Source organism: Nonomuraea spiralis (genome assembly GCF_014648435.1).
Taxonomy (GTDB): domain Bacteria; phylum Actinomycetota; class Actinomycetes; order Streptosporangiales; family Streptosporangiaceae; genus Nonomuraea; species Nonomuraea spiralis.
This window is the reverse complement of the sequence record NZ_BMRC01000002.1, coordinates 538,665-560,887: the sequence shown is the minus strand read 5'-3', so window position 1 is coordinate 560,887 and position 22,223 is coordinate 538,665. Positions and strand designations below refer to the sequence as shown.

20 protein-coding genes are annotated in these 22,223 nt (G+C 72.2%); 12 read left to right on the top strand and 8 right to left on the bottom strand.

Annotated elements, in window-relative coordinates:
• Positions 1–57 precede the first annotated feature (57 nt).
• The 7 genes from IEZ27_RS06480 to IEZ27_RS06450 all read left to right on the top strand — a co-directional run bounded on the left by IEZ27_RS06480 (position 58) and on the right by IEZ27_RS06450 (position 7,671).
• Positions 58–1,392, top strand: coding sequence for a cytochrome P450 (locus tag IEZ27_RS06480; RefSeq protein ID WP_189646354.1), 1,335 nt, complete (start codon positions 58–60; stop codon positions 1,390–1,392).
• Positions 1,389–2,216 (top strand): terpene synthase family protein, encoded by an 828-nt coding sequence (locus tag IEZ27_RS06475; RefSeq protein WP_189646353.1) that lies wholly within the window; start codon positions 1,389–1,391, stop codon positions 2,214–2,216. Before IEZ27_RS06480 ends, IEZ27_RS06475 begins: the two co-directional genes overlap by 4 nt.
• Positions 2,213–3,724: a prenyltransferase/squalene oxidase repeat-containing protein gene (locus IEZ27_RS06470; RefSeq protein WP_229823480.1), complete on the top strand. Its 1,512-nt coding sequence runs from the start codon at positions 2,213–2,215 to the stop codon at positions 3,722–3,724. The genes IEZ27_RS06475 and IEZ27_RS06470 overlap by 4 nt, the downstream gene beginning before the upstream one ends.
• A gap of 187 nt (positions 3,725–3,911) precedes the next feature.
• The gene (locus IEZ27_RS06465; RefSeq protein WP_229823477.1) at positions 3,912–6,275 is read left to right on the top strand and encodes a sensor histidine kinase; all 2,364 of its coding nucleotides are present in this window, start codon (positions 3,912–3,914) and stop codon (positions 6,273–6,275) included.
• A gap of 34 nt (positions 6,276–6,309) precedes the next feature.
• Positions 6,310–6,729 carry a roadblock/LC7 domain-containing protein gene (locus IEZ27_RS06460; RefSeq protein WP_189646350.1) on the top strand — a complete coding sequence of 140 codons (420 nt, stop codon included), beginning with the start codon at positions 6,310–6,312 and terminating at the stop codon, positions 6,727–6,729.
• A complete protein-coding gene (locus IEZ27_RS06455; RefSeq protein ID WP_125635257.1) occupies positions 6,726–7,103 on the top strand; it encodes a DUF742 domain-containing protein in 378 nt (125 codons plus the stop codon). The genes IEZ27_RS06460 and IEZ27_RS06455 overlap by 4 nt, the downstream gene beginning before the upstream one ends.
• Entirely contained in the window at positions 7,084–7,671 is a 588-nt protein-coding gene (locus IEZ27_RS06450) for a GTP-binding protein (RefSeq protein WP_189646349.1), read from the top strand. Before IEZ27_RS06455 ends, IEZ27_RS06450 begins: the two co-directional genes overlap by 20 nt.
• Before the next feature lie 57 nt (positions 7,672–7,728).
• On the opposite strand, the gene IEZ27_RS06445 is transcribed toward IEZ27_RS06450, so the two are convergent.
• On the bottom strand, positions 7,729–9,603 hold the full coding sequence (locus IEZ27_RS06445; RefSeq protein WP_189646348.1) for a protein-arginine deiminase family protein: 1,875 nt from the start codon (positions 9,601–9,603) through the stop codon (positions 7,729–7,731).
• 70 nt (positions 9,604–9,673) lie between these two features.
• Between IEZ27_RS06445 and IEZ27_RS06440 the strand changes: the two genes are divergently transcribed.
• The 3 genes from IEZ27_RS06440 (at position 9,674) to IEZ27_RS06430 (ending at position 12,544) form a co-directional block, all read left to right on the top strand.
• Positions 9,674–10,291, top strand: a complete 618-nt coding sequence (locus IEZ27_RS06440; RefSeq protein WP_189646347.1) for a TetR/AcrR family transcriptional regulator — start codon at positions 9,674–9,676, stop codon at positions 10,289–10,291.
• Positions 10,292–10,324: 33 nt separating this feature from the next.
• Positions 10,325–10,942 carry a DNA topoisomerase subunit B gene (locus IEZ27_RS06435; RefSeq protein ID WP_189646346.1) on the top strand — a complete coding sequence of 206 codons (618 nt, stop codon included), beginning with the start codon at positions 10,325–10,327 and terminating at the stop codon, positions 10,940–10,942.
• A gap of 114 nt (positions 10,943–11,056) precedes the next feature.
• Positions 11,057–12,544: an APC family permease gene (locus tag IEZ27_RS06430; RefSeq protein WP_189646345.1), complete on the top strand. Its 1,488-nt coding sequence runs from the start codon at positions 11,057–11,059 to the stop codon at positions 12,542–12,544.
• A 54-nt stretch (positions 12,545–12,598) separates the two neighbouring features.
• On the opposite strand, the gene IEZ27_RS06425 is transcribed toward IEZ27_RS06430, so the two are convergent.
• From IEZ27_RS06425 to IEZ27_RS06415, 3 genes are all read right to left on the bottom strand, one after another.
• Complete coding sequence (locus IEZ27_RS06425) at positions 12,599–14,218, bottom strand: solute symporter family protein (RefSeq protein WP_189646519.1); 1,620 nt, start codon at positions 14,216–14,218, stop codon at positions 12,599–12,601.
• 17 nt (positions 14,219–14,235) lie between these two features.
• Positions 14,236–14,565: a DUF485 domain-containing protein gene (locus tag IEZ27_RS06420; RefSeq protein ID WP_125635245.1), complete on the bottom strand. Its 330-nt coding sequence runs from the start codon at positions 14,563–14,565 to the stop codon at positions 14,236–14,238.
• A gap of 173 nt (positions 14,566–14,738) precedes the next feature.
• Positions 14,739–15,896 (bottom strand): trans-sulfuration enzyme family protein, encoded by a 1,158-nt coding sequence (locus IEZ27_RS06415; RefSeq protein ID WP_189646344.1) that lies wholly within the window; start codon positions 15,894–15,896, stop codon positions 14,739–14,741.
• Positions 15,897–15,913: 17 nt separating this feature from the next.
• On the opposite strand from IEZ27_RS06415, the gene IEZ27_RS06410 reads away from it, so the two are divergent.
• Together IEZ27_RS06410 and IEZ27_RS06405 are read left to right on the top strand one after the other, a co-directional pair.
• Complete coding sequence (locus IEZ27_RS06410; RefSeq protein ID WP_189646343.1) at positions 15,914–16,945, top strand: LacI family DNA-binding transcriptional regulator; 1,032 nt, start codon at positions 15,914–15,916, stop codon at positions 16,943–16,945.
• A 29-nt stretch (positions 16,946–16,974) separates the two neighbouring features.
• Positions 16,975–18,108, top strand: a complete 1,134-nt coding sequence (locus IEZ27_RS06405) for a hypothetical protein (protein ID WP_189646342.1) — start codon at positions 16,975–16,977, stop codon at positions 18,106–18,108.
• Between the two features lie 90 nt (positions 18,109–18,198).
• Here the strand turns inward: IEZ27_RS06405 and IEZ27_RS06400 are convergent, their stop codons facing one another.
• The 4 genes from IEZ27_RS06400 to IEZ27_RS06385 all read right to left on the bottom strand — a co-directional run bounded on the left by IEZ27_RS06400 (position 18,199) and on the right by IEZ27_RS06385 (position 22,215).
• The gene (locus tag IEZ27_RS06400; protein WP_229823474.1) at positions 18,199–19,686 is read right to left on the bottom strand and encodes a sodium/solute symporter; all 1,488 of its coding nucleotides are present in this window, start codon (positions 19,684–19,686) and stop codon (positions 18,199–18,201) included.
• A gap of 19 nt (positions 19,687–19,705) precedes the next feature.
• On the bottom strand, positions 19,706–20,155 hold the full coding sequence (locus tag IEZ27_RS06395; RefSeq protein WP_229823472.1) for a hypothetical protein: 450 nt from the start codon (positions 20,153–20,155) through the stop codon (positions 19,706–19,708).
• On the bottom strand, positions 20,152–20,901 hold the full coding sequence (locus IEZ27_RS06390) for a LytR/AlgR family response regulator transcription factor (RefSeq protein WP_221762176.1): 750 nt from the start codon (positions 20,899–20,901) through the stop codon (positions 20,152–20,154). The genes IEZ27_RS06395 and IEZ27_RS06390 overlap by 4 nt, the downstream gene beginning before the upstream one ends.
• A 135-nt stretch (positions 20,902–21,036) precedes the next feature.
• Positions 21,037–22,215, bottom strand: a complete 1,179-nt coding sequence (locus IEZ27_RS06385) for a sensor histidine kinase (protein ID WP_189646341.1) — start codon at positions 22,213–22,215, stop codon at positions 21,037–21,039.
• Between the last annotated feature and the right edge of the window lie 8 nt (positions 22,216–22,223).

Genomic DNA, 22,223 nt, shown 5'->3' with positions numbered 1-22,223 from the left:
TTTTACATTCGTCATCAAATGTCCGTTATGTAAGACGGGCGCAAGGGAGACACACTCGTGGCGGATATTGCCACTGCCACCAGGACTGTCCCTTTCCTCACCAGACTCACCAGACACCGGGTTCCGGTCCACGCGCTCGAAGCGGCCGGAGCCGAGGCCGCCGGCCGGGTCGTACGCCTGAACATGGGCCCCTTCCGCCCCTACCTCGTCACCCACCCCGACCACGTCGAGCAGGTGCTCACCGGCAACCAGGCCAACTACCTGCGCGAAGGCATGTTCTGGGACCCGCTGGCGCCGCTGCTCGGCGAGGGCATCCTGTCCGACGGCGAGAACTGGGCCGAGAGCCGCCGCATCCTCCAGCCGCTGTTCACCGCCCGGCACGTCAACGCCATGGCCGAGAACATGGCGCGGATCATGGACGAGCTGATCGACACGACCATCGTCCCCGGGCAGCCGTTCGACGTGGCCAAGGGCATGTCGGCCATCGTGCACCCGGTGATCGTGCGGCTGTTCTTCGGGGCGAAGATCTCGGTGGAGGACATCAACCGGCTGGTGCCCGCCTACGACGTCGCCGTCACCGCCAAGGCGCTGCGCGTGGTGTTGCCGTTCGTGCCGGAGCAGGTCCCGATGCCGGGCGACCGGGCGTTCAGGCGGGCGATCAAAGCCATCGACGAGGTCGTCTACCCCCGTATCGCCGAGGCCCGCGGGCAGGAGCAGGAAGGCGACGACGTCGTCTCGCGCCTGGTCAGAGCCCGGACGCAGGACGGCGGCGCCGACGGGGACCGCCTGATCAGGGACGACCTCGTCGCCATGCACGGCGCCTCGACCGAGACCTCGACCACCGCGCTGTCCTGGGTCTGGCCGGTGCTCCAGGCCCACCCGGAGATCGCCGCCAAGGTGTACGACGAGGTGGACCGCGTGGTCGGGGACGACCCCGTCGGCATCGACCACCTGCCGCGCATGCCGTACCTGAAGATGTTCGTCAGCGAGCTGATGCGGCTCTACCCCTCGGGCTGGATCCTGCCCCGTACGGCGATCGCGACCGACGTGATCGGCGGGGTCACCGTCGAGGCGGGTTCCACGGTGATCCTCAGCCCGTACCTGACGCACCGGCTGGCCGAGTTCTGGGACCGCCCCACCACGTTCGACCCCGAACGTTTCGCGCCGGGCGGCGACGCGCGGCGCCACCGCTACGCCTACTGGCCCTTCGCCGCCGGGCCGCACGTGTGCCTCGGACAACACCTGTTCGCGATGGAGGCGCCGCTGCTCATCGCCGGCATCCTGCGCAGGTACCGGCCCCACGTGCATCTCGACCAGCCGCCCGTACCGCGCCTGGCCGCCTCGCTGCGCCCGCCGCGCGGCCTGACCATGACGCTGGAGGCACGGCGGTGAACGCCTTCGACACCGGCCGCGCCTGCGCGCTGGCGGTGACCGGCGGCCGGGAGCTGGCCCGGCACGCCGCGCGCTTCGGCGAGCTGTTCCCGGCCGCCGCGTTCGACGCCGGGCTCTACACCTCGCTCGGGCTCGCCAGCGCGTTCGGCTCGCCCTGGGCGACGGCCGGGGAGCTGCGGGCGATCAACCGGGCCTCGCTGCTGGTGTTCGCCGCCGACCGGCTGATCGACCACGAGGCCGGCACCCGCGAGGAGGTCGCCGCGCTGGTCGCCGACTGCCTGTCGGACGCTCCCGGCGGCCCGGCCGGGGCCTTCGCCGCCGACCTGCGGACGACGCTGGACACCACGCCGGACCTCGGGTCCGCCTGGCACGACCAGCTCGGCCGCATGCTCACGGCCATGGCCCGCGAATGGGAGTGGAGCCGCGCCGGCCGGCCGCCCGCCGTCGAGGAGTACCTGGCGAACGCCGGCAGTTGCGGCGCGTACTTCGTCGCCGTCTCGCACTGGATCGCGACCGGCCAGGTGACCTCGCCCGCCGCCGTGGAACTGCTGCGCCCGGCCGGAGAGGCGGTGCAGCGGTACCTGCGCCTGCTCAACGACCTGGCCACGCACCACCGGGAGAAGGCGTACGGCGACCTCAACGCCTTCACCCTCGGCCTGACCCGGGACGAGGTGACCGGGCGGATGGCCGAGCTGGCCCGCGAGGCGCGCACGCTGATCGAACCTCTGCGCGACGGCCATCCGCGCCCGGCCGCGTACCTGACATGGCAGCTCGACTACAGCGCCGGCTTCTACGGCCTGTCCGACTTCTGGGCGACGACGTGAATCTCTCCGAACAGGCCGGCCTCCTGGTGGGCGAGCTGATGGCGAAACCGTGGGGCCAGGTGTCGCCGTCGGTCTATGAGACCGGGCGCCTGGTCACGCTCGCCCCCGATCTGGCCGGGCACCGCGAGCGGGTGGCGTACCTGCTGGCCGGGCAGCGCGGCGACGGCGCGTGGGGCGCTCCGGACGGCTACGCGCTGGTGCCCACGCTGAGCGCCACGGAGGCCCTGCTCACCGCGGTCGCGCGCGGCGAGGGCGACCCGGGCGCGCTGCTCCCGGCCGTCAAGGCGGGGCTGGAGGCGTTGCGTCCGATGCTGGCCGAGGCGTCGGACCTGCCGGACACGCCGGCCATCGAGCTGATCGTCCCGGCCCTCGTCCGGCTCGTGAACGACCACGTGGACGAGCCGCCCCTGCCCCTGCCGCCCGGCATGGACACCACGCGGCTCGGCCGGGTCAGGCGGCTGCTGGAGTCGGGCGGCGAGCCGCCGCAGAAGGTCCAGCACGTGCTGGAGGTCGTGGGCGCGACGGGCGCGGTGCGGCCCACGCCCATCGGCACCGTCGGCGCCTCGCCGGCCGCCACGGCGGCCTGGCTGTCCGCCCGGCCCGAGGACGAGGGCGCGGGGCCGGCCAGGCACCACCTGGAGGCCGTCGCCCTTCGGTACGGCGGCCCGGTGCCCGTGGGCCTGCCGATCACCGTCTTCGAACGGGCCTGGGTGCTGAGCTGGCTGCTCAGGGCGGGTGTGCCGGTGGACGTGCCGCCGGAGATGGCGGCCGACCTGAGGGCCGCCATCGGGCCCGAGGGCACCCCCGCGGGAGCCGGCCTGCCGGCCGACGCGGACACCACCAGCGTCGCGCTCTACGCCCTGGCCCTGCTCGGGGTGCCGTACGAGCCCTTGTCGCTGGCGGCGTTCGACACCGGCGCGCACTTCTGCACCTGGCAGGGCGAGGACGGCTCGTCCGTCAGCGTCAACGCCCACGTGCTCGACGCGCTGGGCCAGTACACGCGGGCCAGGCCCGCGGCGGCGCAGGCGTACCGGGCGCGGATCGAGCGCGTGGCGCGGTGGCTGGCCGAGCGGCAGCGTCCGGACGGGAGCTGGAGCGACAGGTGGCATGCCTCGCCGTACTACGCCACGCTGAGCTGCGTGCTGGCGCTGGGCGAGTTCGGCGGCCCCCGGTACGCCGAGGCCGTGCTCCGGGCGCGGGAGTGGATCCTGTCGACCCAGCGGGCCGACGGATCCTGGGGCCGGTGGGCCGGCCGGCCGGAGGAGACCGCGTACGGGATGCAGGCTCTGCTGCTGTCCGGTCCTGAGCCGGACGAACGATGCGAACGGGCCGCGCGACGCGGTTATGAGTACCTGATTCGGTCGGCCAATTTATCTGACTATCCACCACTGTGGCATGACAAGGAGCTTTACTCACCGACAGCCATCGTGCGGGCTGCGGTCATCGCCGCTCAGCATGTCACAAAATGTCACACCGAAGGAAATTCCAGGTACGAAAATAGGACATAATACTCCTTATGGTGCTCTAGCGTGTTGAGGCAGTATTCCGGCGTTGCTAGGGTGACCCGAGTGTCGGATTCCTGGAGTGCCCCTTTCTCCGTCTTGACATGGCCTGCTGACCGAGCGGATTTTTCTACCGGAGGGCTTCATGCGCTTCCGTAATGCCAGTGTCCGGGCCAAAGTCACGGCGCTAATCGTGTCGCTCACCTTGTTGTGGGCGTTCGCAGCGTGGGTCACGCTGCGAGAGGGCGTCAACCTGCTCTGGGCCGCGACCGTCGACAGCAGGATCGTCGAGCCGAGCGAGCCGCTGCTGGTCGAGCTCCAGCGCGAGCGCCGGCTGACCGTCGCCCACCTCGGCGCGGGCTCGCGGGCCGTCGACAGGGGCATGCGCGACCAGCGGGCCAAGACCGACTCGCTGCGCGCGGAGTTCACCTCCACGGCCGAGGGCAACGTGGTCGACCTCGCCTCCGACGAGCCGCTGCTCGAAAGTATCGCCGAGGTCAACACTGAGCTGGACAAGCTCGTGGCGGCGCGCAAGGCGATCGACTCCGGCAGGGCGGACCTGTCCCAGGCGACGCGGCAGTACAACAACGCCATCGACGCGATGTACCGCATGTACGACTCCGTGGCCGCCTTCGACGACAAGGAGATCGCCAAGATCGGCCGTACGCTGTCGGACATGTCCCGTTCGCGGGAGTTCCTGGCCCGTGAGGACGCGCTTTTGTCCGGCGTCTTCGCCAAGGGCTCGTTCACCGAGAACGAGCACGCCGAGTTCGTCAAGACGTCGGGCATCTTCCACTACACGCTGACCGAGGCGCTGGACAGGCTGCCCGACGAGGACAGGGCCGCCTTCGACGCGTGGCTCAAGACCGAGTCCGTCGTCCGGTTGCAGGCCATGGAGGCGCAGCTCGTCCAGCACGAGCCGGGCATGGGCCCGCTTCCGATGAGCGGCGAGAGCTGGCGCGTGGCGGCCGACGGGACGCTCGCCGGCATGCAGACCACGACCCTGGCGGGCGGCGACCGCCTGCTCGACCGGATCATCCCCGTCGCCATCGGCGTCATCGTGCGGCTGCTCCTGGCCGGCGGTCTCGGCCTGATCGCCGTCATCGCCTCGATCGTGTTGTCCATCACCACGACCAGGCAGTTGCTCGCCCAGCTCAAGAAGCTGCGCGACGCCGCCCACGAGCTGTCCGACGACCGCCTGCCCGGCATCGTCGAGCGCATCGGCCACGGCGAGGTGGTGGACGTCGCCAAGGAGGCTCCCGCGCTGGAGTTCGGCGACGACGAGATCGGCCAGGTGGGCCAGGCGTTCAACACCGTGCAGCGCACGGCGATCAGCGTCGCGGCCGAGCAGGCGGAGCTGCGCCGCAGCATCCGCGACATCCTGCTCAGCCTGGCCCGCCGCACGCAGGGCCTGGTGCACCGGCAGCTGACCGTCCTCGACGTGATGGAACGCCGGGAGACCGACCCCGAGGAGCTGAAGGAGCTCTTCCGGCTCGACCACCTGGCCATCCGCATGCGGCGCAACGCCGAGAACCTGATCGTCCTGTCCGGCTCCTCCCCCGCCCGTACGTGGCGCCGCTCGGTGCCCATGGTGGACGTGGTGCGCGGCGCGCTGGCCGAGGTCGAGGACTACACCCGCGTCACGCTCATGCCGATGGGCGACGTGGTGCTCGTCGGCCGGGCCGTCGGTGACGTCATCCACCTGCTGGCCGAGCTGATCGAGAACGCCGTGTCGTTCTCGCCGCCGTACACGAACGTGCAGGTCAGCGGGCAGCTCGTGGCCAACGGGTACGTCATCGAGATCGAGGACCGCGGGCTCGGCATGAAGACCGAGGACCTCGACGCGGCCAACGAGCGCATCGCCGACCCGCCCGAGTTCCGCATCTCCGGCACCGCCCGGCTGGGCCTCTACGTGGTCAGCCAGCTCGCCCGCCGGCACGAGATCCAGGTCGTGCTGAAGGCGTCCCCGTACGGCGGGACGACCGTCGTGGTGCTGCTGCCGCAGGAACTCGTCGAGCTCGACCCCGTGCCGCGGCACCCGGACGGCGACTCCCGGCCGAGCCTGCCGCGCCGGACGAGCACCGGGACCACGCTGGCCACGGTCGCGCGGCCCGCCGAGAACGTCCGCACCCTGACGCCGCCGCGTCCCATGGCGGTCGTCCCCAGTCCCGCCCCCAGTCCTGGCGCCAGGCCTGCCGCCAGTCCCGCCCCCGGGCCGGTCCCCGCCGGCCCCGGCCCCTCGCACGTCCCCGTAGTGGCAGCACCCTTCCCAGCACCGGCACCTTCGCCTTCACCTGAACCAGAACCGCCCGCGGAACCGGAGCAGCAGCCTGTGGCCGAGTTCACGCCGTCCGGCCTGCCCTTCCGAGTCCCCCAGGCCAACCTGGCGCCAGCGCTGCGTGACGACACGCCGACGCAGCCCGACTTCGAGGAGGACGATGACGAGCGCTCGCCCGAGGAGATCCGCGCCATGATGGGATCCCTGCAGTCAGGCACCCGTCTTGGCCGCACCGAGGCGGCCAGGATCATGGATGAGCAGCCGGGAGGCGAGGCATGAGCGCCGCGGCCCGGCTCCCGACGGGAGGCCCGACATGACGCCCAGCGCGGGCACTGACCTCAACTGGCTGCTCGACGACCTGATCGACCGGATCAAGGAGGCCGAGCACGCCATCGTGCTGTCCTCCGACGGTCTGCTCATGGCCTCGTCGGCCGGTCTGCAGCGCACCGACGGCGAGCACCTGTCCGCCGTCGCCTCCGGCCTGCAGAGCCTGGCCAAGGGCGTCGCGGACCACATCTCCGCGGGGCAGGTCCGGCAGACGGTCGTGGAGTGGAAGTCGCAGTTCCTGATCGTCACGACCGCCGGCGAGCGCGCCTGCCTGGCCGTGTTGTGCGCCCAGAACGCCGACATCGGGCTGGTGGCGTACGAGATGGCCATGCTGGTGGCGCGGGTCGGCCAGTACCTCACCTCAGGCGCGCGCAACGCCGAGGCCGCGGCCAGGAGCGACCGGTGAACACCACCGGAGAGCCCACGGACGAACACTGGATAGATCCGGAGATCATCCGGCCCTATGTCGTCACGCGCGGGCGGACCCAGCCCGCGCACGGCAAGTTCGACCTCATCTCCATGGCGCTGGCGGTGGGTCCGCCGCCGGGCCCCGACGCCGGGCTGGACCCCGAACACCTGCGCATCCTCCAGCTCTGCCGCGAACCCAAGTCAGTCGCCGAGATAGCCGCGCACCTGAACCTCCCGGCCGGCACGATCCGCGTGCTGCTCGGCGACCTGTTCGACCGCGAACTCGTCTCTGCCCAGGAACCGCAATCCGAGGTGGACATGCATGACATGAAGATGTACAGGGCGGTGCTCGATGGTCTTCGCTCGCTCTGAGCGCCCGCGCCTGCCGACGGCGATCAAGATTCTCATCGCCGGCGGATTCGGGGCGGGCAAGACGACGATGGTCGGAGCGGTGTCCGAGACCCGGCCGCTGCGCACCGAGGAGGTGCTGACCGACCGCGGCGTGGGCATCGACGACCTGACCTCCGTGGAGGCCAAGCGCACCACCACGGTCGCGATGGACTTCGGACGCATCACCCTGGGCACCGACTACGTCCTGTACCTGTTCGGGACCCCCGGCCAGGAACGCTTCTGGTTCGTGTGGGACGAACTGGCCGAGGGCTCCCTGGGGGCGGTCATCCTGGCCGACACCCGCCGCCTGGCCGACTGTTTCCCCTCGGTCGACTACTTCGAGCGGCGTGGGACGCCGTTCGTGGTGGCGGTGAACTGCTTCGAGGGGGCGCCGACGTTCGAGCTGGACGAGGTGCGGCTGGCGCTGCAGCTCAACCCGTCGATCCCGATCGTGTTGTGCGACGCGCGGAAGCGGGACTCCAGCCGTGAGGTACTGATCACCCTGGTCAAGCACTCGGCCCGGCTGCGCGCGGAGCCGGTCGGAAGCTGAGCGGGCGCCCGGCGGGCCCGTCCGTCCCCCGTGGGCGGGCGGGTCCGCCGGGCTCGTTCAGGGCGTCCACCAGCGGGCGGTGGAGCTGGTGTCGCGCAGGGCGTTGGTGGCGCAGTGCACCTCGCCGCCGAGCAGGTGGGCCCACGACAGGTCGGCCACCCACCGCACCCGTACGCCCTGGGCCGCCAGGGCGTCCCGCGCGGCCTGCCGGAACAGGTCGCGGCCGCCCACCACCGGCCCGTGGGGGTCGGGCGCGGCGAACTCGCGGTCCGTCAGCGACAACCCGTTGGGGATGCCCGGCGTGTACGCCTTCAGCAACGACGGCTCGATCTCGCTCGCGCCGAACAGCACGGGCACCCGGACGATCTCCGAAGGCCGCAGCCCCGTGGCCGTCAGCATGGTGTCGAGCTGGGCGTCGATGTGCCCGGCCGCCGCGTCGTTGGCCGCCAGGAACGCCCGGTCGCCGAGCAGCTCCCCGACGGTGCGGGAGCCGGGGAACAACCTGGTGGGCCCGGCTCCGGCGGCTCCGGCCCGGCGCAGCAGCCGGGCGGCCGTACGCGGGTCGGCGACCAGGAGGGTCCAGCCACGCGCGTTCCCGGCGCGTACGACGTGCATGGTCTCGTCCACGTGGCCGACCAGCAGCCAGTCGGTGTCGAGCGTCACGGGCGGCTGGAGTCCCTGGCCCATGCCGGTCAGGAGGCGGACGAACGCGGGGTCGGGGCGGCGGGTGCGGCCGGTGCCGTAGACCAGCCGTCCGTGGGGGTGGCCGGCGTAGGGCGGGAGCGACTCGACGTTGCCGGTGGAGTTGCGCAGGTCGGTGAGGTGGTCGCGGCGGGTGAGGGTGAGCTGCTGCACCACGGCGACCCCCGGCCCGCGCAGCTCGCGGAACAGCAGCCGGGCCATCGGCCGGGGTGTGGGGGCGGTGTCCGCGCCCAGGTCCAGGACGTTGCCCGACCGGACCAGGACGCGCATGACGCGCACGCCGCCGGGCGCGGGCATGGAGGCGGTGGTCGGCTCGAAGACGTCCTGCCACCAGGTGTCCTTCCACCAGCGGGACGTGCCGGTGACGAACCGGGGCGCGGGCGTCCCGGCGGCGCGGGCGGCGGCGCGCAGGTCGCGGGCGAACTCCGGCCAGCCGCCCGGCAGGCCGTCGGGGAAGGGCAGCTCGGGCGGCGCGCCCGGTCCGGCGCCCGGCCTGGCGGCCAGCACCTCGACGGCCGGTTGGAGGTCGTTCTGGAGCAGAAGGGGCGCCTCGCGCATGCGGACGCGGGCGGTGGCGCTCCTCGGGCCGTCGGTGACGGTGAGCGTGATCGTGACCCGGCCGTCCCAGCGGGCGGCGTCGCGGACGATGTCGCGTCCCTCGACGCCGAGTTCCAGGCCGGCGCGCAGGTCGGCGGCGGTGAGCAGGCCGCCGCCCTCGGGCAGCGCGGGGCGGAAGTCCGAGGCGCGGCGGTCGCCGGCGTGCCGGGCGAAGAGGCGTACCTTGCCGGGGGCGTCGACGCTCAGCCGGGCGGTGGCGGCCGGGCCGAGGCCGGGCATCGCGGGCAGCCGCAGCCGCGCCAGGTCGGCCGCGTCCCGCTCGCCGTTCACGCGGGCGTCGGCGGCGTCGTGGCAGGCGGCCAGCCGCACGTCGGCGGCGTCGCCGGGGGCGTCGAGGTCGGCCTCGGAGACCCGGCAGCGGCGCTCGCTGTCGTCGAGGTTGGGCAGGAAGATCGCCTCTCCCGTGCCCGGCGCGGCGTCGACCTCCCCGTCGTGGTCGGCGTCGGCGAGCAGCACCGGCCCGGCAGTGGGCCCGGCAGTGGGCCCGGCAGTGGGCCCGGCAGTGGGCCCGGCAGTGGGCCCGGCAGTGGGCGCGGTGGGGGGCGCGGGTGACGGGGCTCCGGTGAGCGTGACCAGCGCGGCGCAGAGCGTGGCGGTCGTCCTGATGGGCATCGTACGGCCTCCCGGGATTTATCACGGCTGGGATAAATCCAAGCTAGCACAGCCGTGATATAAAAAAGCGATGCCGAAACTGGTCGATCCCGTCGAACGCCGTCGCGCGGTGGTGGACGCCCTGTTCAGGGTCGTCGTCCGCGACGGGCTGCAACGTGCCTCCCTGCGCACCGTCGCCGCCGAGGCCCGGCTCAACATCGGCTCCCTGCGCCACTACTTCGCCACCCAGCAGGAGCTGATGCGCTTCGCGATGGCCTCGATGATCGAGCGGGTGGCCGGACGGCTGCAGGCGGCCGTCGAGGAGACGGGCGACCCGGCGGCGCTGTCCCCGGCCGAGCGGCTGGAGCTCGCCGCCCGGCTGCTGGGCGAGCTGCTGCCCCTCGACGCGCCGCGCCGGGCCGAGGTCACCGTGTTCCTCGACTTCGCCGCCGCCTCCCGGACCGATCCCGCGCTGCGCGACCTGGCCGGACGGGCGGCGGTGGGCACGCGCGAGTTCGTCGGCCTCGTGCTGGCCCGCCTGGGGTCCGGTGGCGTCCTGCGGCCGGGGCTGCGGCTCGACGTGGAGACCGAGCGGCTGTCGTCGCTGGTGGACGGGCTGGGCGTGAACGCCGTGCTCCGCCCCGAGCTGGTGAGCGGGGACGACTGCCTGGAGGTCGTCCGCGCCCACCTCGGCTCACTGGCCGCGTAGAGACCGCCGCCCGCGCTTGGCATACTTTCCGCGATGAACGTCTCACGGGCTTCCTGGCGGAACACGACGCACGACTGGGCGGGCGGCGTGGACGAAGAGCACCTCGCGGACATCCGCCGGCGTCCGGGCGAGTTCGCTCCCGGCGGCGTGGCGCACCTGGTCCTGGAGGTCGTCGCGTACGCCGCCGACGAGGCCGAGAGCCGGGGCGGCGGGCGCTGCGCCGTCGTCCTGCACCCGGACGGCTCCGTCGAGGTGACCGACGACGGCCGGGGCACCGACACCCGCCTCGACGAGCATGGGCGGCCCGTCAAGAAACCGATCATGGCGACGAGGGACCTGCGCTTCTTCGACCACCCCGGCGCGCGGACGCTGCCCGACGGCCATCCGCGCCGGGGCATGTCCGTGGTCGCGGCCCTCAGCGAGTGGCTCGTCCACACCAACCGCCGCCTGAACGGCTCCTGGACCCGCCGGTACGAGCACGGCCTGCCGCTGAGCGACCTCGAACCGATCGCCGGCGACGGCACGACCGGCACCGGCGTCCGCTTCCTCCCGCGGGCGGACCTGCGTGCCGCCGCGCCCGTGACGGTGGCGGACCCGGCGTCCCGGGCGTGGCCGCACCTGTCCGTCGAGGTGCACGACCGGCGAGGCTGACCTCACCGCGGGGCTTCCGCTCGACGGCGCGCACCCGCCCGCCGCTTGACGGCGCGGGCGTGCGGGCAGACCTTGGCAGGGGAGACGATCCGCCTGCGTGCGGGAGGCCGGGCCATGACCGACGACGAGCTGCTGTCCGAGCGGGTGGCGGGCGGGATCCTGCCCCGTGTGCTGACCACCTTCGACATGGTCGCGATCTTCGTGGCCATCGTCCTGTTCATCACGAACGCCGCAGTCATCCAGAGCGCCGGTCCGGCCGCCTTCGGCTGGTGGATCATCGCGTTCGCGCTCTTCCTCGTGCCGTGCGCGATCGTCACGGGGCAACTCGGCGTGATGTTCCCCGGCGAGGGGTCGATCTACCTGTGGACGAGCAAGGCGTTCGGGCCGTTCTGGGGGTTCTTCGCCGGGTTCTGCGCGTGGTGGCCGGGCGTGCTGGTCATGGTCGCCACGGGGACGCTGACGATGTCGTTCCTGGGGCTGGTGTTCCCGGCCCTGGGCGAGCTGCCGGTGCAGGCGCAGGGCGGGATCATCGTGCTGATCCTGGTGCTGGCCGCCGTCCTGGCCGTGTTGCGGTTCAGGCTCACGCAGAACGTGGTGAACGCGGTCTTCGTCGCCTACGGGCTGGCGATCGTGCTCATGTTCGCCGCCGGGGTCGTCCACCTGCTGCGCGGCAACCCGCCGGCGACCGACCCGTGGGACTTCGCCGCCTGGAGCCCGTCGGCCGAGCACGGCGTCAACTTCGCCAACTGGAGCTTCTTCGGCCTGGCGGTGCTGGCCCTGCTGGGGGTCGAGGTGCCGCTGAACATGGGCGTGGAGATCCGCCACGAGCGCGCGGTGACCCGCTACCTGCTGTGGGGCTCGCTCGCGGTCATGGTCGCCTACCTGGCGGCGACGTGGGGCGTGATGGTGTCGGTGCCGCCGGACCGGGCGGCCGGGGTCACTGCGGTCGCGCAGGCGGTGGGCGTCGGACTCGGCGAGTGGGCGGGCCGGCTGGTGGCGCTGCTGCTGGCGGCCATGTTCTTCGTCATCACGGTGGTCTACGACTACTCCTTCGCCCGGCTGATCTTCGTCTCCGGGCTGGACCGGCGGCTGCCCGCCGTGGTCAGCCACGTCAACGCCCACAAGGTGCCCGACGTGGCCGTCTGGATCCAGACCGTGCTGGCGGCGGTGTTCACGGTGGCGGCGTTCGTCGTGGTGCCGTTCGCGTCGGCGACGCCGGCGGACGCCCAGACCGAGGTCTACAACGTGTTGCAGGCCGCCGTCACGGTGATCTGGTGCCTGTCGATCGTGGTGCTGTTCGTGGACGTGCTGATCATCCTGCGGCGCTACCGGACGCAGTTCGAGGCGCGGCGGCTGGCCTCGCCCGCCGTGTTCTGGGCCGCCTCGATCGTCGGCGCGCTGGCCTCGCTGGTGGGCGTGGTGGCCACCCTGTCGGGCTCGTGGACGCCGCTGATCTCCAACGACGCCGGCACGGTCACCCTGCTCGGCGCCCGCGTCGCGTACGGCACCTGGTTCTGGCTGGTCGGCGGCATCGCCCTGGCCTCGCTCGCGGTCGGGGCGCTGTTGTACCTGGTCGGCCGGGCACACGCCCGTACCCGCTGACCGGGGCCCGGCCTGTGGCAGGCCGGGCCCCGGTGTACGTCGGGAAGTGGGAGGTCAGTGCTCGGTGGCCTTCTCCGCGCCGACGCCGGTGAGCGAACGCACCTCGATCTCGGCGTACTTGGCGGCGTTGAACTCCTTGCTGAGGACGGTGCCCAGCCAGCCGAACAGGAAGCCGAGCGGGATCGAGACGATGCCCGGGTTGCTCAGCGGGAACCAGTGGAAGTCCACGCCGTGGATCAGCGCGGTCACCGCGGTGCCCGCGGGCGGCGGCGGGGCCGAGACCACCGGCGAGAAGATCACCAGGATCAGCGCCGAGCCGAGGCCGCCGTAGATGGCCGCGACCGCGCCCGCCGTGTTGAACCGCTTCCAGAACAGGCTGTAGAGGATCGCCGGCAGGTTGCCCGAGGCCGCGATGGCGAAGGCCAGGGCGACCAGGAACGCCACGTTCTGGCCCTGGGCCAGGATGCCGAGGCCGATCGCGATGGCGCCGATGACCAGCGCCGAGACGCGGGCCACGACGACCTCCTGCCGCTCGCTGGCGTTGCCGCGCTTGAAGACGTGCGCGTACAGGTCGTGGGCGAAGCTGGAGGAGGAGGCCAGGGTCAGGCCCGCGACGACGGCCAGGATCGTGGCGAAGGCGACGGCGCCGATGAGCGCGAGCAGGATCGTGCCGCCGACGTCGCCGAAGATGTCGGCGCCGATCTTCTGGGCCAGCAGGGGGGCGGCGGTGTTGGCCGCCTTGTCGGCCTTGAGGATGTCGGTCTTGCCGACCAGGGCCGCCGCGCCGAAGCCGAGGACCAGGGTCAGCAGGTAGAACACGCCGATGATGCCGATGCCCCACAGGACGGACTTGCGGGCGTCCTTGGCGGTCGGGACGGTGTAGAAGCGGATGAGGATGTGCGGCAGGCCCGCCGTGCCGAGCACCAGCGCGAGACCGAGGCTGATCAGGTCGATCTTGCCCGCCAGGCCCTGGGCGTCGGTGCCGTACTTCAGGCCCGGGATGAGGAAGTTGCCGGGGTTGGCCTTCGGGCCGCTGGTGGTGGCGGCCTGGCCGAGCAGCGAGGAGAGGTTGAAGCCGAACTTGCCCAGCACCAGCAGCGTCACCAGCGCGGCGCCGGTCATCAGCAGCACGGCCTTGACGATCTGGACCCAGGTCGTGCCCTTCATGCCGCCGAACACCACGTAGACGATCATCAGGGCGCCGACGCCGATGATCGTCCAGACCTTGCCCGCCTCGCTGGTGATGCCGAGCAGCAGGCCGACCAGCGCGCCCGCGCCGACCATCTGGGCCAGCAGGTAGAAGATGCTGACGACGATCGTGGACACGCCGGCCGCCGTGCGCACCGGGCGCGGGCTCATCCGGAACGCCAGCACGTCGGCCATGGTGAACTTGCCGGAGTTCCGCATCAGCTCGGCCACCAGCAGCAGCGCCACCAGCCAGGCGACCAGGAACCCGATGGAGTACAGGAACCCGTCGTAGCCGGAGACCGCGATGATGCCGGCGATGCCGAGGAAGGAGGCGGCCGACATGTAGTCGCCGCCGATCGCCAGGCCGTTCTGGACGCCGCTGAAGGACCGGCCGCCCGCGTAGAAGTCGGCGGCCGTCTTGGTCTGGCGGCTGGCCCAGAACGTGATCGCCAGGGTGCCGGCGACGAAGGTGAGGAAGAGGATCATCCCCAGCGTCGTAGAGCTCACTGCGTCTTCTCCTCGACCTCGTGACGGAGCTTGTCGGCGATGGGGTCGAGCTTGCGCTCGGCGTGCCGCGCGTACGCCCAGGCGATGAGGAACGTCGACACGAACTGCAGCAAACCGAAGATCAGCCCGACGTTGATGTCGCCGAGCAGCTTGATGCCCATGAAGTCGCGGGCCCAGCCGGACAGCACCACGTACAGCAGGTACCACGCCAGGAAGGCCACGGTCATGGGGAAGGTCCAGCGGCGGAAACGCCGTTTCAACTCCTGGAACTCACTGCTCTCCTGTACCTGTTCATAAACCGACGCGTCATGTTCTTGGGTCGTCACGAGACCTCCACTGTGATGCGGATCACGCCCAACGTAAGAGCGCAACCTATCTGTCGTGGAGAGCCGTGGGGGCGCTGTTCGGCGAGCCGCTCACGTACCGCGATTAGTTGGGGATGGCCTGCGGTGAAAGGTCTGTTCGGCGCGATGAGCGGTCGGGTATTCCGTTCACCCCGCTATGCGGCCGACCCCTCCAATGCCTGGCCGAGGTCCCCGACGAGGGTCTCGGCGGGCTCCAGGCCGACCGACAGGCGGATCAGGCCGACGGGGATGCCCATGGTGGCCCGTACGCTCTCCTCGACGGTCAGGGCGGGCGCGTTGACCAGGCTCTCGAAACCACCCCAGGACACACCGATCCTGAAATGTCGCAATTTATCGAGGAAAAGCGCAGCTTGCTGGCGATCGTCCGTGGCGAGCTCGAAGCTGAACAGGCTGGAGAAGCCGGACATCTGGCGTACGGCGGTCGCGTGGCCCGGATGAGAGGGCAACCCGGGATGGTTCACCGCCCGCACGGCCGGATGCCCCTCCAGGAACGCCGCCACCGCGAGGCCCCGCTCCTGGTGCGCGGCCATCCGGACGGGCAGCGTACGCAGGCCCTTGATCACCTTGGCCGCGTCGTGCGGCGACATGGCCGCGCCGTAGAGCTGGTACTCCGTCAGCGCCAGCGGCCGGATCAGCCGCGACGGCCCGATCACCACGCCGCCGACCAGGTCGCTGTGCCCGCCGACGTACTTCGACAGCGAATGCACGACCACATCGACGCCGAGCGTCAGCGGTTTCTGGAACAGGGGCGTGGACCAGGTGTTGTCCATGACGGTGACGAGCCCGCGCCCGCGCGCCCAGGCGGTCACCTCCGCGATGTCGACGATCGCGTACGCCATGTAGGACGGCGACTCGAAGTAGAGTAGGCGCGTGCTCGCCCTGATAGCGCTGTCACATCCCGCGAGGTCGTCGACGTGCGTATGCGTGACGCCGAACTTCTCCAGGTAACGCAGGAACTGCGTGGTAGGTCCGTACACCGCGCCGAGCACCAGCACGTGGTCGCCGGCGGACACGAGCGAGGAGATCGTCGCCGAGATGGCGCCCATCCCCGAGCCGAAGCACTTGGCCCGCTCCCCGCGTTCCAGCGCGGCCAGCTTGCGCTGGGCCACGTCGACGGTCGGGTTGGTGCCGCGCCAGTAGACGTACCGCTCGTCCTCGTCCTTGATCGCCGCTCCCAGTTCGGCCGCGTTCCCGAAGGTGAACAACGAGTTCTCGAACACGGGCGGGTTGACCGCGCCCAGCGCCCAGGGCTCGTCCTCGCCCATCCGGCCACAGATCCACTCATCGTTCATGGGGGCAGACTATGACAATGCGGAAGCCCACCATGGCCGACGTCGCCAGGCACGCGGGCGTCAGCCTGAAGACCGTCTCCCGCGTGGTCAACCAGGAGCCGCACGTCCGGGCCTCGCTCCAGCAGCGTGTGCACGACTCGATCAACGTGCTCGGCTTCCGCCGCAACGAGGCCGCCGCCCGCCTGGCCAGGGGCGCGACCATGCTCACGCTCGGCCTGGTGATGGAGAACATCTCCAACGAGTTCTACGCCCGCCTCGCCGCGGCGGTGGAGGCCGCGGCGGCCGGGCACGAGGCGCTGGTGGTGTTCGGTTCGTACGAGGAGCGGCCGGACAAGGAACGCATGCTGATCGAGTCGATGCACGCCCGCGGCGTGGACGCGCTGATCGTCGTGCCCTCCCCCGCCGACCACGGCTGGCTGGCCGAGCACGGCGGCCTGCGCACGGTCTTCGTCGACCGCGTGCCGCGCGGCCTCGACCGGGCCGACGTGGTCATGCTGGACGACGAGCGCGGCGGCCGGGCCGCGACCGAGCACCTGCTGGCCCGCGGGCATCGCCGCGTCGCGCTGGTCTCCGACGACGAGGGGCTGAGCTCGGTGCACGACCGGGCCGTCGGCTACCGCGCGGCGCTGCGGGAGGCGGGCGTGGCGGTCGACGAAGGGCTGGTCGTACGGGGGGTGTTCGAGCCGGGGCGGGTGTCGTACGAGGTGGGGCGGCTCCTCGGGCTGCCCGACCCGCCGACGGCGTTCTTCGCGACCAACAACCGGGCGGCGATCGGCGTCCTGCGGGCGTTGCGGGAGCGGCCGGAGCGGCCGGCGTACGTGGGGTTCGACGACTTCGCGCTGGCGGACGTGTTCAGTCCCGGTGTGACGGTGGTGCGCTACGACATCGGCCGGCTGGCGCGGGCGGCCGTCGAGCTGCTGCTGTCGCCCGTACGCGAGCCGCGCCGGGTCAGGGTGCCCGTCGAGATCGTCGCGCGCGGTTCCGGAGAACTCCCGCCTCCCTGGCCTTCTGGTCAAACCTCCCTCAAGTCCCCTCATGTCGGAGCCTGAGCGGATACGTGGGTGGGTAATCGGAGGTCATGGCCGAGAGCAGCCCGTACCGTGACGACCGTACCGCCGACGAACGGGCGCTCGGCGCGTCCGGCGGGCGCGAGCTCTGCGTGGAGATCTCCGACGTACGGGTCGAGGACATCGACCTGGAGGCGCAGGTCCTGCGGGCCCAGCTGTCGGTACGGGTACGGCTGGACGACGTGGCCCGCGTCATCGACCGCGTCCTGGACGCCGACCCGCACCTCCTGCGACGCCTGCCCCACCATCTCGTCCCCACCGCCCGCCACGCCCGCGCCACCGGAACACACGACGGGACACACGACGGGACACGGAACGGGGTGCGGGACGGGGTGCGGGACGGGGCACTGCGGGGGTGGCCGAGGGGCGGCTCGCCCTCCTGGCGGCCGGACCTGCGACACGCGGGCGACCTGGGCGCGGCCACCGGCCGGACCATCCGCCCTGGAGGCCCTGGAGGCCCCGGCGGCCCCGGCGGCCCCGGCGGCCCCGGCGAGGAGGACGTGCACACCGTCCCCGGCCACGAGGTGCTCGACGTCGAGGCGCACGTGGGCACGGACGCCCGCCCCATGGCCGAGCAGGCGGCCCGGCACAGCGCCGCGCCCCACCCGGACACCCCCGCACACCCGTACCTGGCCCCCGACCAGGGAACCACCCCGGACCCCGACCCCGGACCCGGCCGTTCCACGGCCCCGCATCCCGGCGGCGGTCCCCGTCCCGGCCTGGACCCCCCACCTCAGGAGCCACCCCACTCCCCCCACCGGGCACGCCCGCGTCCCGCCACGCCGTCGCGACCGCCGGCCCACCACACACCACAGGGGCACGCCCAACCGCGGCCCGGCCGCGCTCCGGCCGAACCGGGAACCGAGACGCGGGAGGGGCCCCCGCCGTGGTCCAGCCAGGCGGCCCCACGGGAGCCGGGCCGGTACCGCCCCGGCCTGGACCCGCCCCCGGACACCGAGGACACCCAACCCCCGAGGCACGCCCGCAACGCCCACGAGACGCCGCCCGAGCGCCGACGTACGAACGGATCCGGAACCGACGGCGGACGCGGCACGGGCGCCGGACGCCTGGCCGAGAACAAGGCCGCGAGCGGGAACGGGGTGTCGTCGCGGCGCCTGGGCGGCATCGCCGCGGGCTGGTCCTGAGCGAGGCGAACAGCCAGGGACACCCGTGACAGTGAGCGCCCCCCCTGAACAGGCCCGCCCGCAGTAGCGGCGGTCAGGGAGAGCGGACGGTCAGGGAGAGCGGGGGTGCCAGTCGCCGCGGTCGAGGTCGAGGTTCTCCGGGGTGTGCAGGCGCACCATCGTCCTGGCCACCCCCGGCGGCACCCGGTGCGGGGTCAGGAACGACACCGACACCATCACCGTGAACGCGATCGGCACCGTCCAAGCCGCCGGCTGGGCCAGCAACGCCCCGGGCAGCCCCTCGTATGGCCCCCCGGTGATCGTGACGAGCACGGCCGCGCAGGCCAGCCCGCCCCCCACGAACAGCCCCGCCAGCGCCCCGGTCGTGGTGAGCCGCCGCCACCAGATGCCCAGCACCAGCAGCGGGCAGAACGACGAGGCCGCCACCGCGAACGCCAGCCCCACCACGTCCGCCACCGGCAGCGCCCGCGCCCACAACGCCAGCCCCAGCGGCACCGCGACCGCCATGAGCGTGGCGATCCTGAACGAACGCACCCCGCCCTTCAGCAGGTCCTGCGCGATCACCCCGGCGACGGACACGGTCAGCCCGGACGAGGTGGACAGGAACGCCGCGAACGCCCCCGCCGTGACCAGCGCGGTCAGCAGGTCGCCGAGCGTGCCGCCGATCATGCGGGAGGGCAGCGTGAGCACGACCGCGTCGGTACGCACCAGGTCGGGGGCGTAGAGGCGGCCGAGCCAGCCGTACAGGGCGGGCAGCAGGTAGAACGCGCCGAGCAGGGTGAGCACGACCAGCGTCGTACGGCGCGCGGCCCGGCCGTCGGGGTTGGTGTAGAAGCGCACGAGCACGTGCGGCAACCCCATCGTGCCGAGGAAGGTGGCCATGATCAGCGAGTACGTCGAGTACAGCCCGTACTCCTTGGCCCCGGCCAGCGGGGTCTGCCAGGTGGCCGCGTCCTCGGCGCTGAGCGCGGGCGCGCCGTCGCCCTTCCAGGCCAGCAGCAGGAACACCAGCGGCACGGCCAGCGCGGTCAGCTTGAGCCAGTACTGGAACGCCTGCACGAACGTGATCGACCGCATGCCGCCGGACAGCACGTTGATCGCCACGACCCCGGCGACCAGCAGCCCGCCCGCCCACACCGGCGCGCCGGTGATCGTCCGCAGCACCAGCCCGGCGCTCTGGAACTGCGGCATCAGGTACAACCAGCCGATCAGCACGACCAGCACGCTGGCGGTCCGGCGGACGGTCATCGACTCCAGCCTGGCCTCGGCGAAGTCCGGCAGCGTGTACGCCCCCGACCGGCGCAACGGGGCCGACACCAGCACCAGCAGCACCAGGTAGCCGCCGGTCCAGCCGACGGGCAACCACAACATGTCCACGCCGTAGGACAGGATCAGCCCGGCGACGCCGAGGAAGGAGGCCGCCGACAGGTATTCGCCGCCGATGGCCGAGGCGTTCCACAGCGGGCTGACGGTGCGGGAGGCGACGTAGAAGTCGGAGGTGGTGCGGGAGAACCTGATGCCGTACCCGCCGATGAGCACGGCCGCGGCCATCACGACGACCACCGCGGTCAGGCTCACGACCGGCCCTTCGCGCCGGTCACCGGCGTTCCACCAGCTCGGCGAAGTGGCGTTCGTTGCGTTCGGCCTGGCGGACGTACAACCAGGCGCCGATGACGAAGGCGGGGTAGATGAGCCCGGCCAGCACCGCCCACGGCAGGGACACGCCGAGCACGTCCACCTCGCGCAGCTCGGGGATGAGCAGGAACAGCAGCGGCAGCCCGCCGACCACGCAGGCCAGCACGGTGCAGACGAACAGCGCGAGCCGGAACTGGGTGCGCAGCAGGGAACGCATGTAGACCTCGCCGAGCCGGGTCTGCTCGTCGATCTCCCTGGTGGCCGGGTAGCGGGGGCGGCGGGCGGCGGCGGTGCGCGGGCTGGTGACGCTGACCCGCCGCGGCGTCTCGGAGCGCCGGAAGGCGTCCATACGGCGGGCGGCGTCGGTGCGCGGGGACGGCGACGGGCGTCCCGGGCGGGGATCCGGGCTCATTCCGCCCTGCCCTTCCTGGCCCTGCGGACCAGCAGGTCGCGCAGCTCGCGGGTGTGCCGCCGGCTCACCGGGATCTCGGTGTCCCCCACCCGTACGCTGCACCGGCCCGAGTCGATGTGCAGTTCCTCGATGTGCTTGACGGCGACCAGGTGGCTGCGGTGCACCCGCAGGAACCCGGCCGGGGCCCAGCGTTCCTCCAGCGTGGCCAGCGGGATGCGGACGAGGTGGCTGCCGGTCGCGGTGTGCAGCCGGGCGTAGTCGCCGTGGGCCTCCACGTAGACGACGTCGGCGCTGGAGACGAACCGGGTCACACCGCCCAGTTCGACGGGGATCGTGTCGCTCTCGCCGGACTCGGCGGGCACGTCGGACGAGACCGCCACGCGCCTGATGGCCTCGGCCAGCCGTTCGGGGCGTACCGGTTTGAGCAGGTAGTCCTCGGCCTTGATCTCGAACGCGTCCACCGCGTGCTCCTCGTACGCGGTGACGAACACGACCCGCGGCGGGTTGGCGAACTGCGACAGCAGCCGTCCGAGCACGACGCCGTCCAGGCCGCGCATGCGGATGTCGAGGAAGACGGCGTCGATCGGGCGGCCCTCGGCGATGCCCCGGTCCAGCAGGCGCAGCGCGGCCGCCCCGTCGCGCGCCGTCATCACCTCACCGATACGGGCGTCGGCACGGAGCAGGTAGGACAGGTCCTCCAGCGCGGGTAGCTCGTCGTCCACCGCCAGGACGCGCAGCCCGGTCACACGTGACTCCTCACACGTCGAATGCATTAGACAGTGATGAAACCGGCACCAAACGTCAAGGCCGTCACGGCGGGGTCACAGGTGGGGGCAGGTCAGCGGGCCGAGACGCCGGGGTGGTACTTGGGCAGGCGCACGTCAGCGGGCCGAGACACCGGGGTGGTACTTGGGCAGGCGCACGGTGACCTTGGTGCCGGCGCCCTCGCCGGTCTCCACGACCAGGCCGTACTCGTCGCCGTAGACCTGGCGCAGGCGTTCGTCCACGTTGGCCAGGCCGACGCCGCCGGTGGGGGCGATCTCGCCGGCCAGGATGCGGCGCAGCCGTTCGGGGTCCATGCCGAGCCCGTCGTCCTCGACGGTGATGCGGCATTCGGCACCGGCGTCCTCGGCGATGATCGTGATGCGGCCGACGCCGTTGCGGCTCTCCAGGCCGTGCCGTACGGCGTTCTCGACGAGCGGCTGCAGGCACAGGAACGGCACCGCCACCGGCAGCACCTCGGGGGCGATGCGCAGGGTGACCTGCAACTGGTCGCCGAACCTGGCGTGCTCAAGAGTGAGGTAACGCTCGATCGAGTGCAGCTCCTCGGCCAGCGTGGTGAACTCGCCGTGCCGCCGGAAGGAGTAGCGGGTGAAGTCGGCGAACTCCAGCAGCAGCTCGCGGGCGCGTTCGGGGTCGGTGCGGACGAAGGAGGCGATCGTGGTGAGGGAGTTGTAGATGAAGTGCGGCGAGATCTGCGCGCGCAGGGCCCGGACCTCGGCTTCCATGAGCAGCGTGCGCGAGCGGTCGAGCTCGGCCAGTTCGAGCTGGGAGTCGACCCAGCCGGCCACCTCCTGCGCGGCCCTGACCAGCCCGGCCGAGGCGTCCTGCCCGTAGGCGGCCAGCGCGCCGACGACGCGGTCGTCGGTGGTGAGCGGTACGACGACGGCGTGCCGGATCGGGCATTCGAGCAGCTCGCAGTCGATGGTGAGCACCTGGGTGCGGCCGTCCTCCAGGGTGGCGGCGGCGTGCTCGAACGCCTGGCCGGCGTGGTGGTCGCCGGCGCCGTCGTAGACGAGCAGGCGCTCGCGGTCGGTGATCGCGAGCGCGGCGGAGCCGAGCAGCGCGCGCAGGTGGCGCGAGGCGCGCTCGGCGCCCTCGGCGGTCAGCCCGGCCCGCAGCGGCGGACCGGCCATGGAGGCGGTGTGCAGGGTCTCGAACGTGGCCCGCTCGGCCGGGCTCGTGCCCAGCTCGCGGCGGCCCCGCATGACGCGCCAGAGCACGATCGCGGGCACGCCCACGAGCACGGCCACGACGGCGACGCCGACCACATACTCCACGCGCCCCG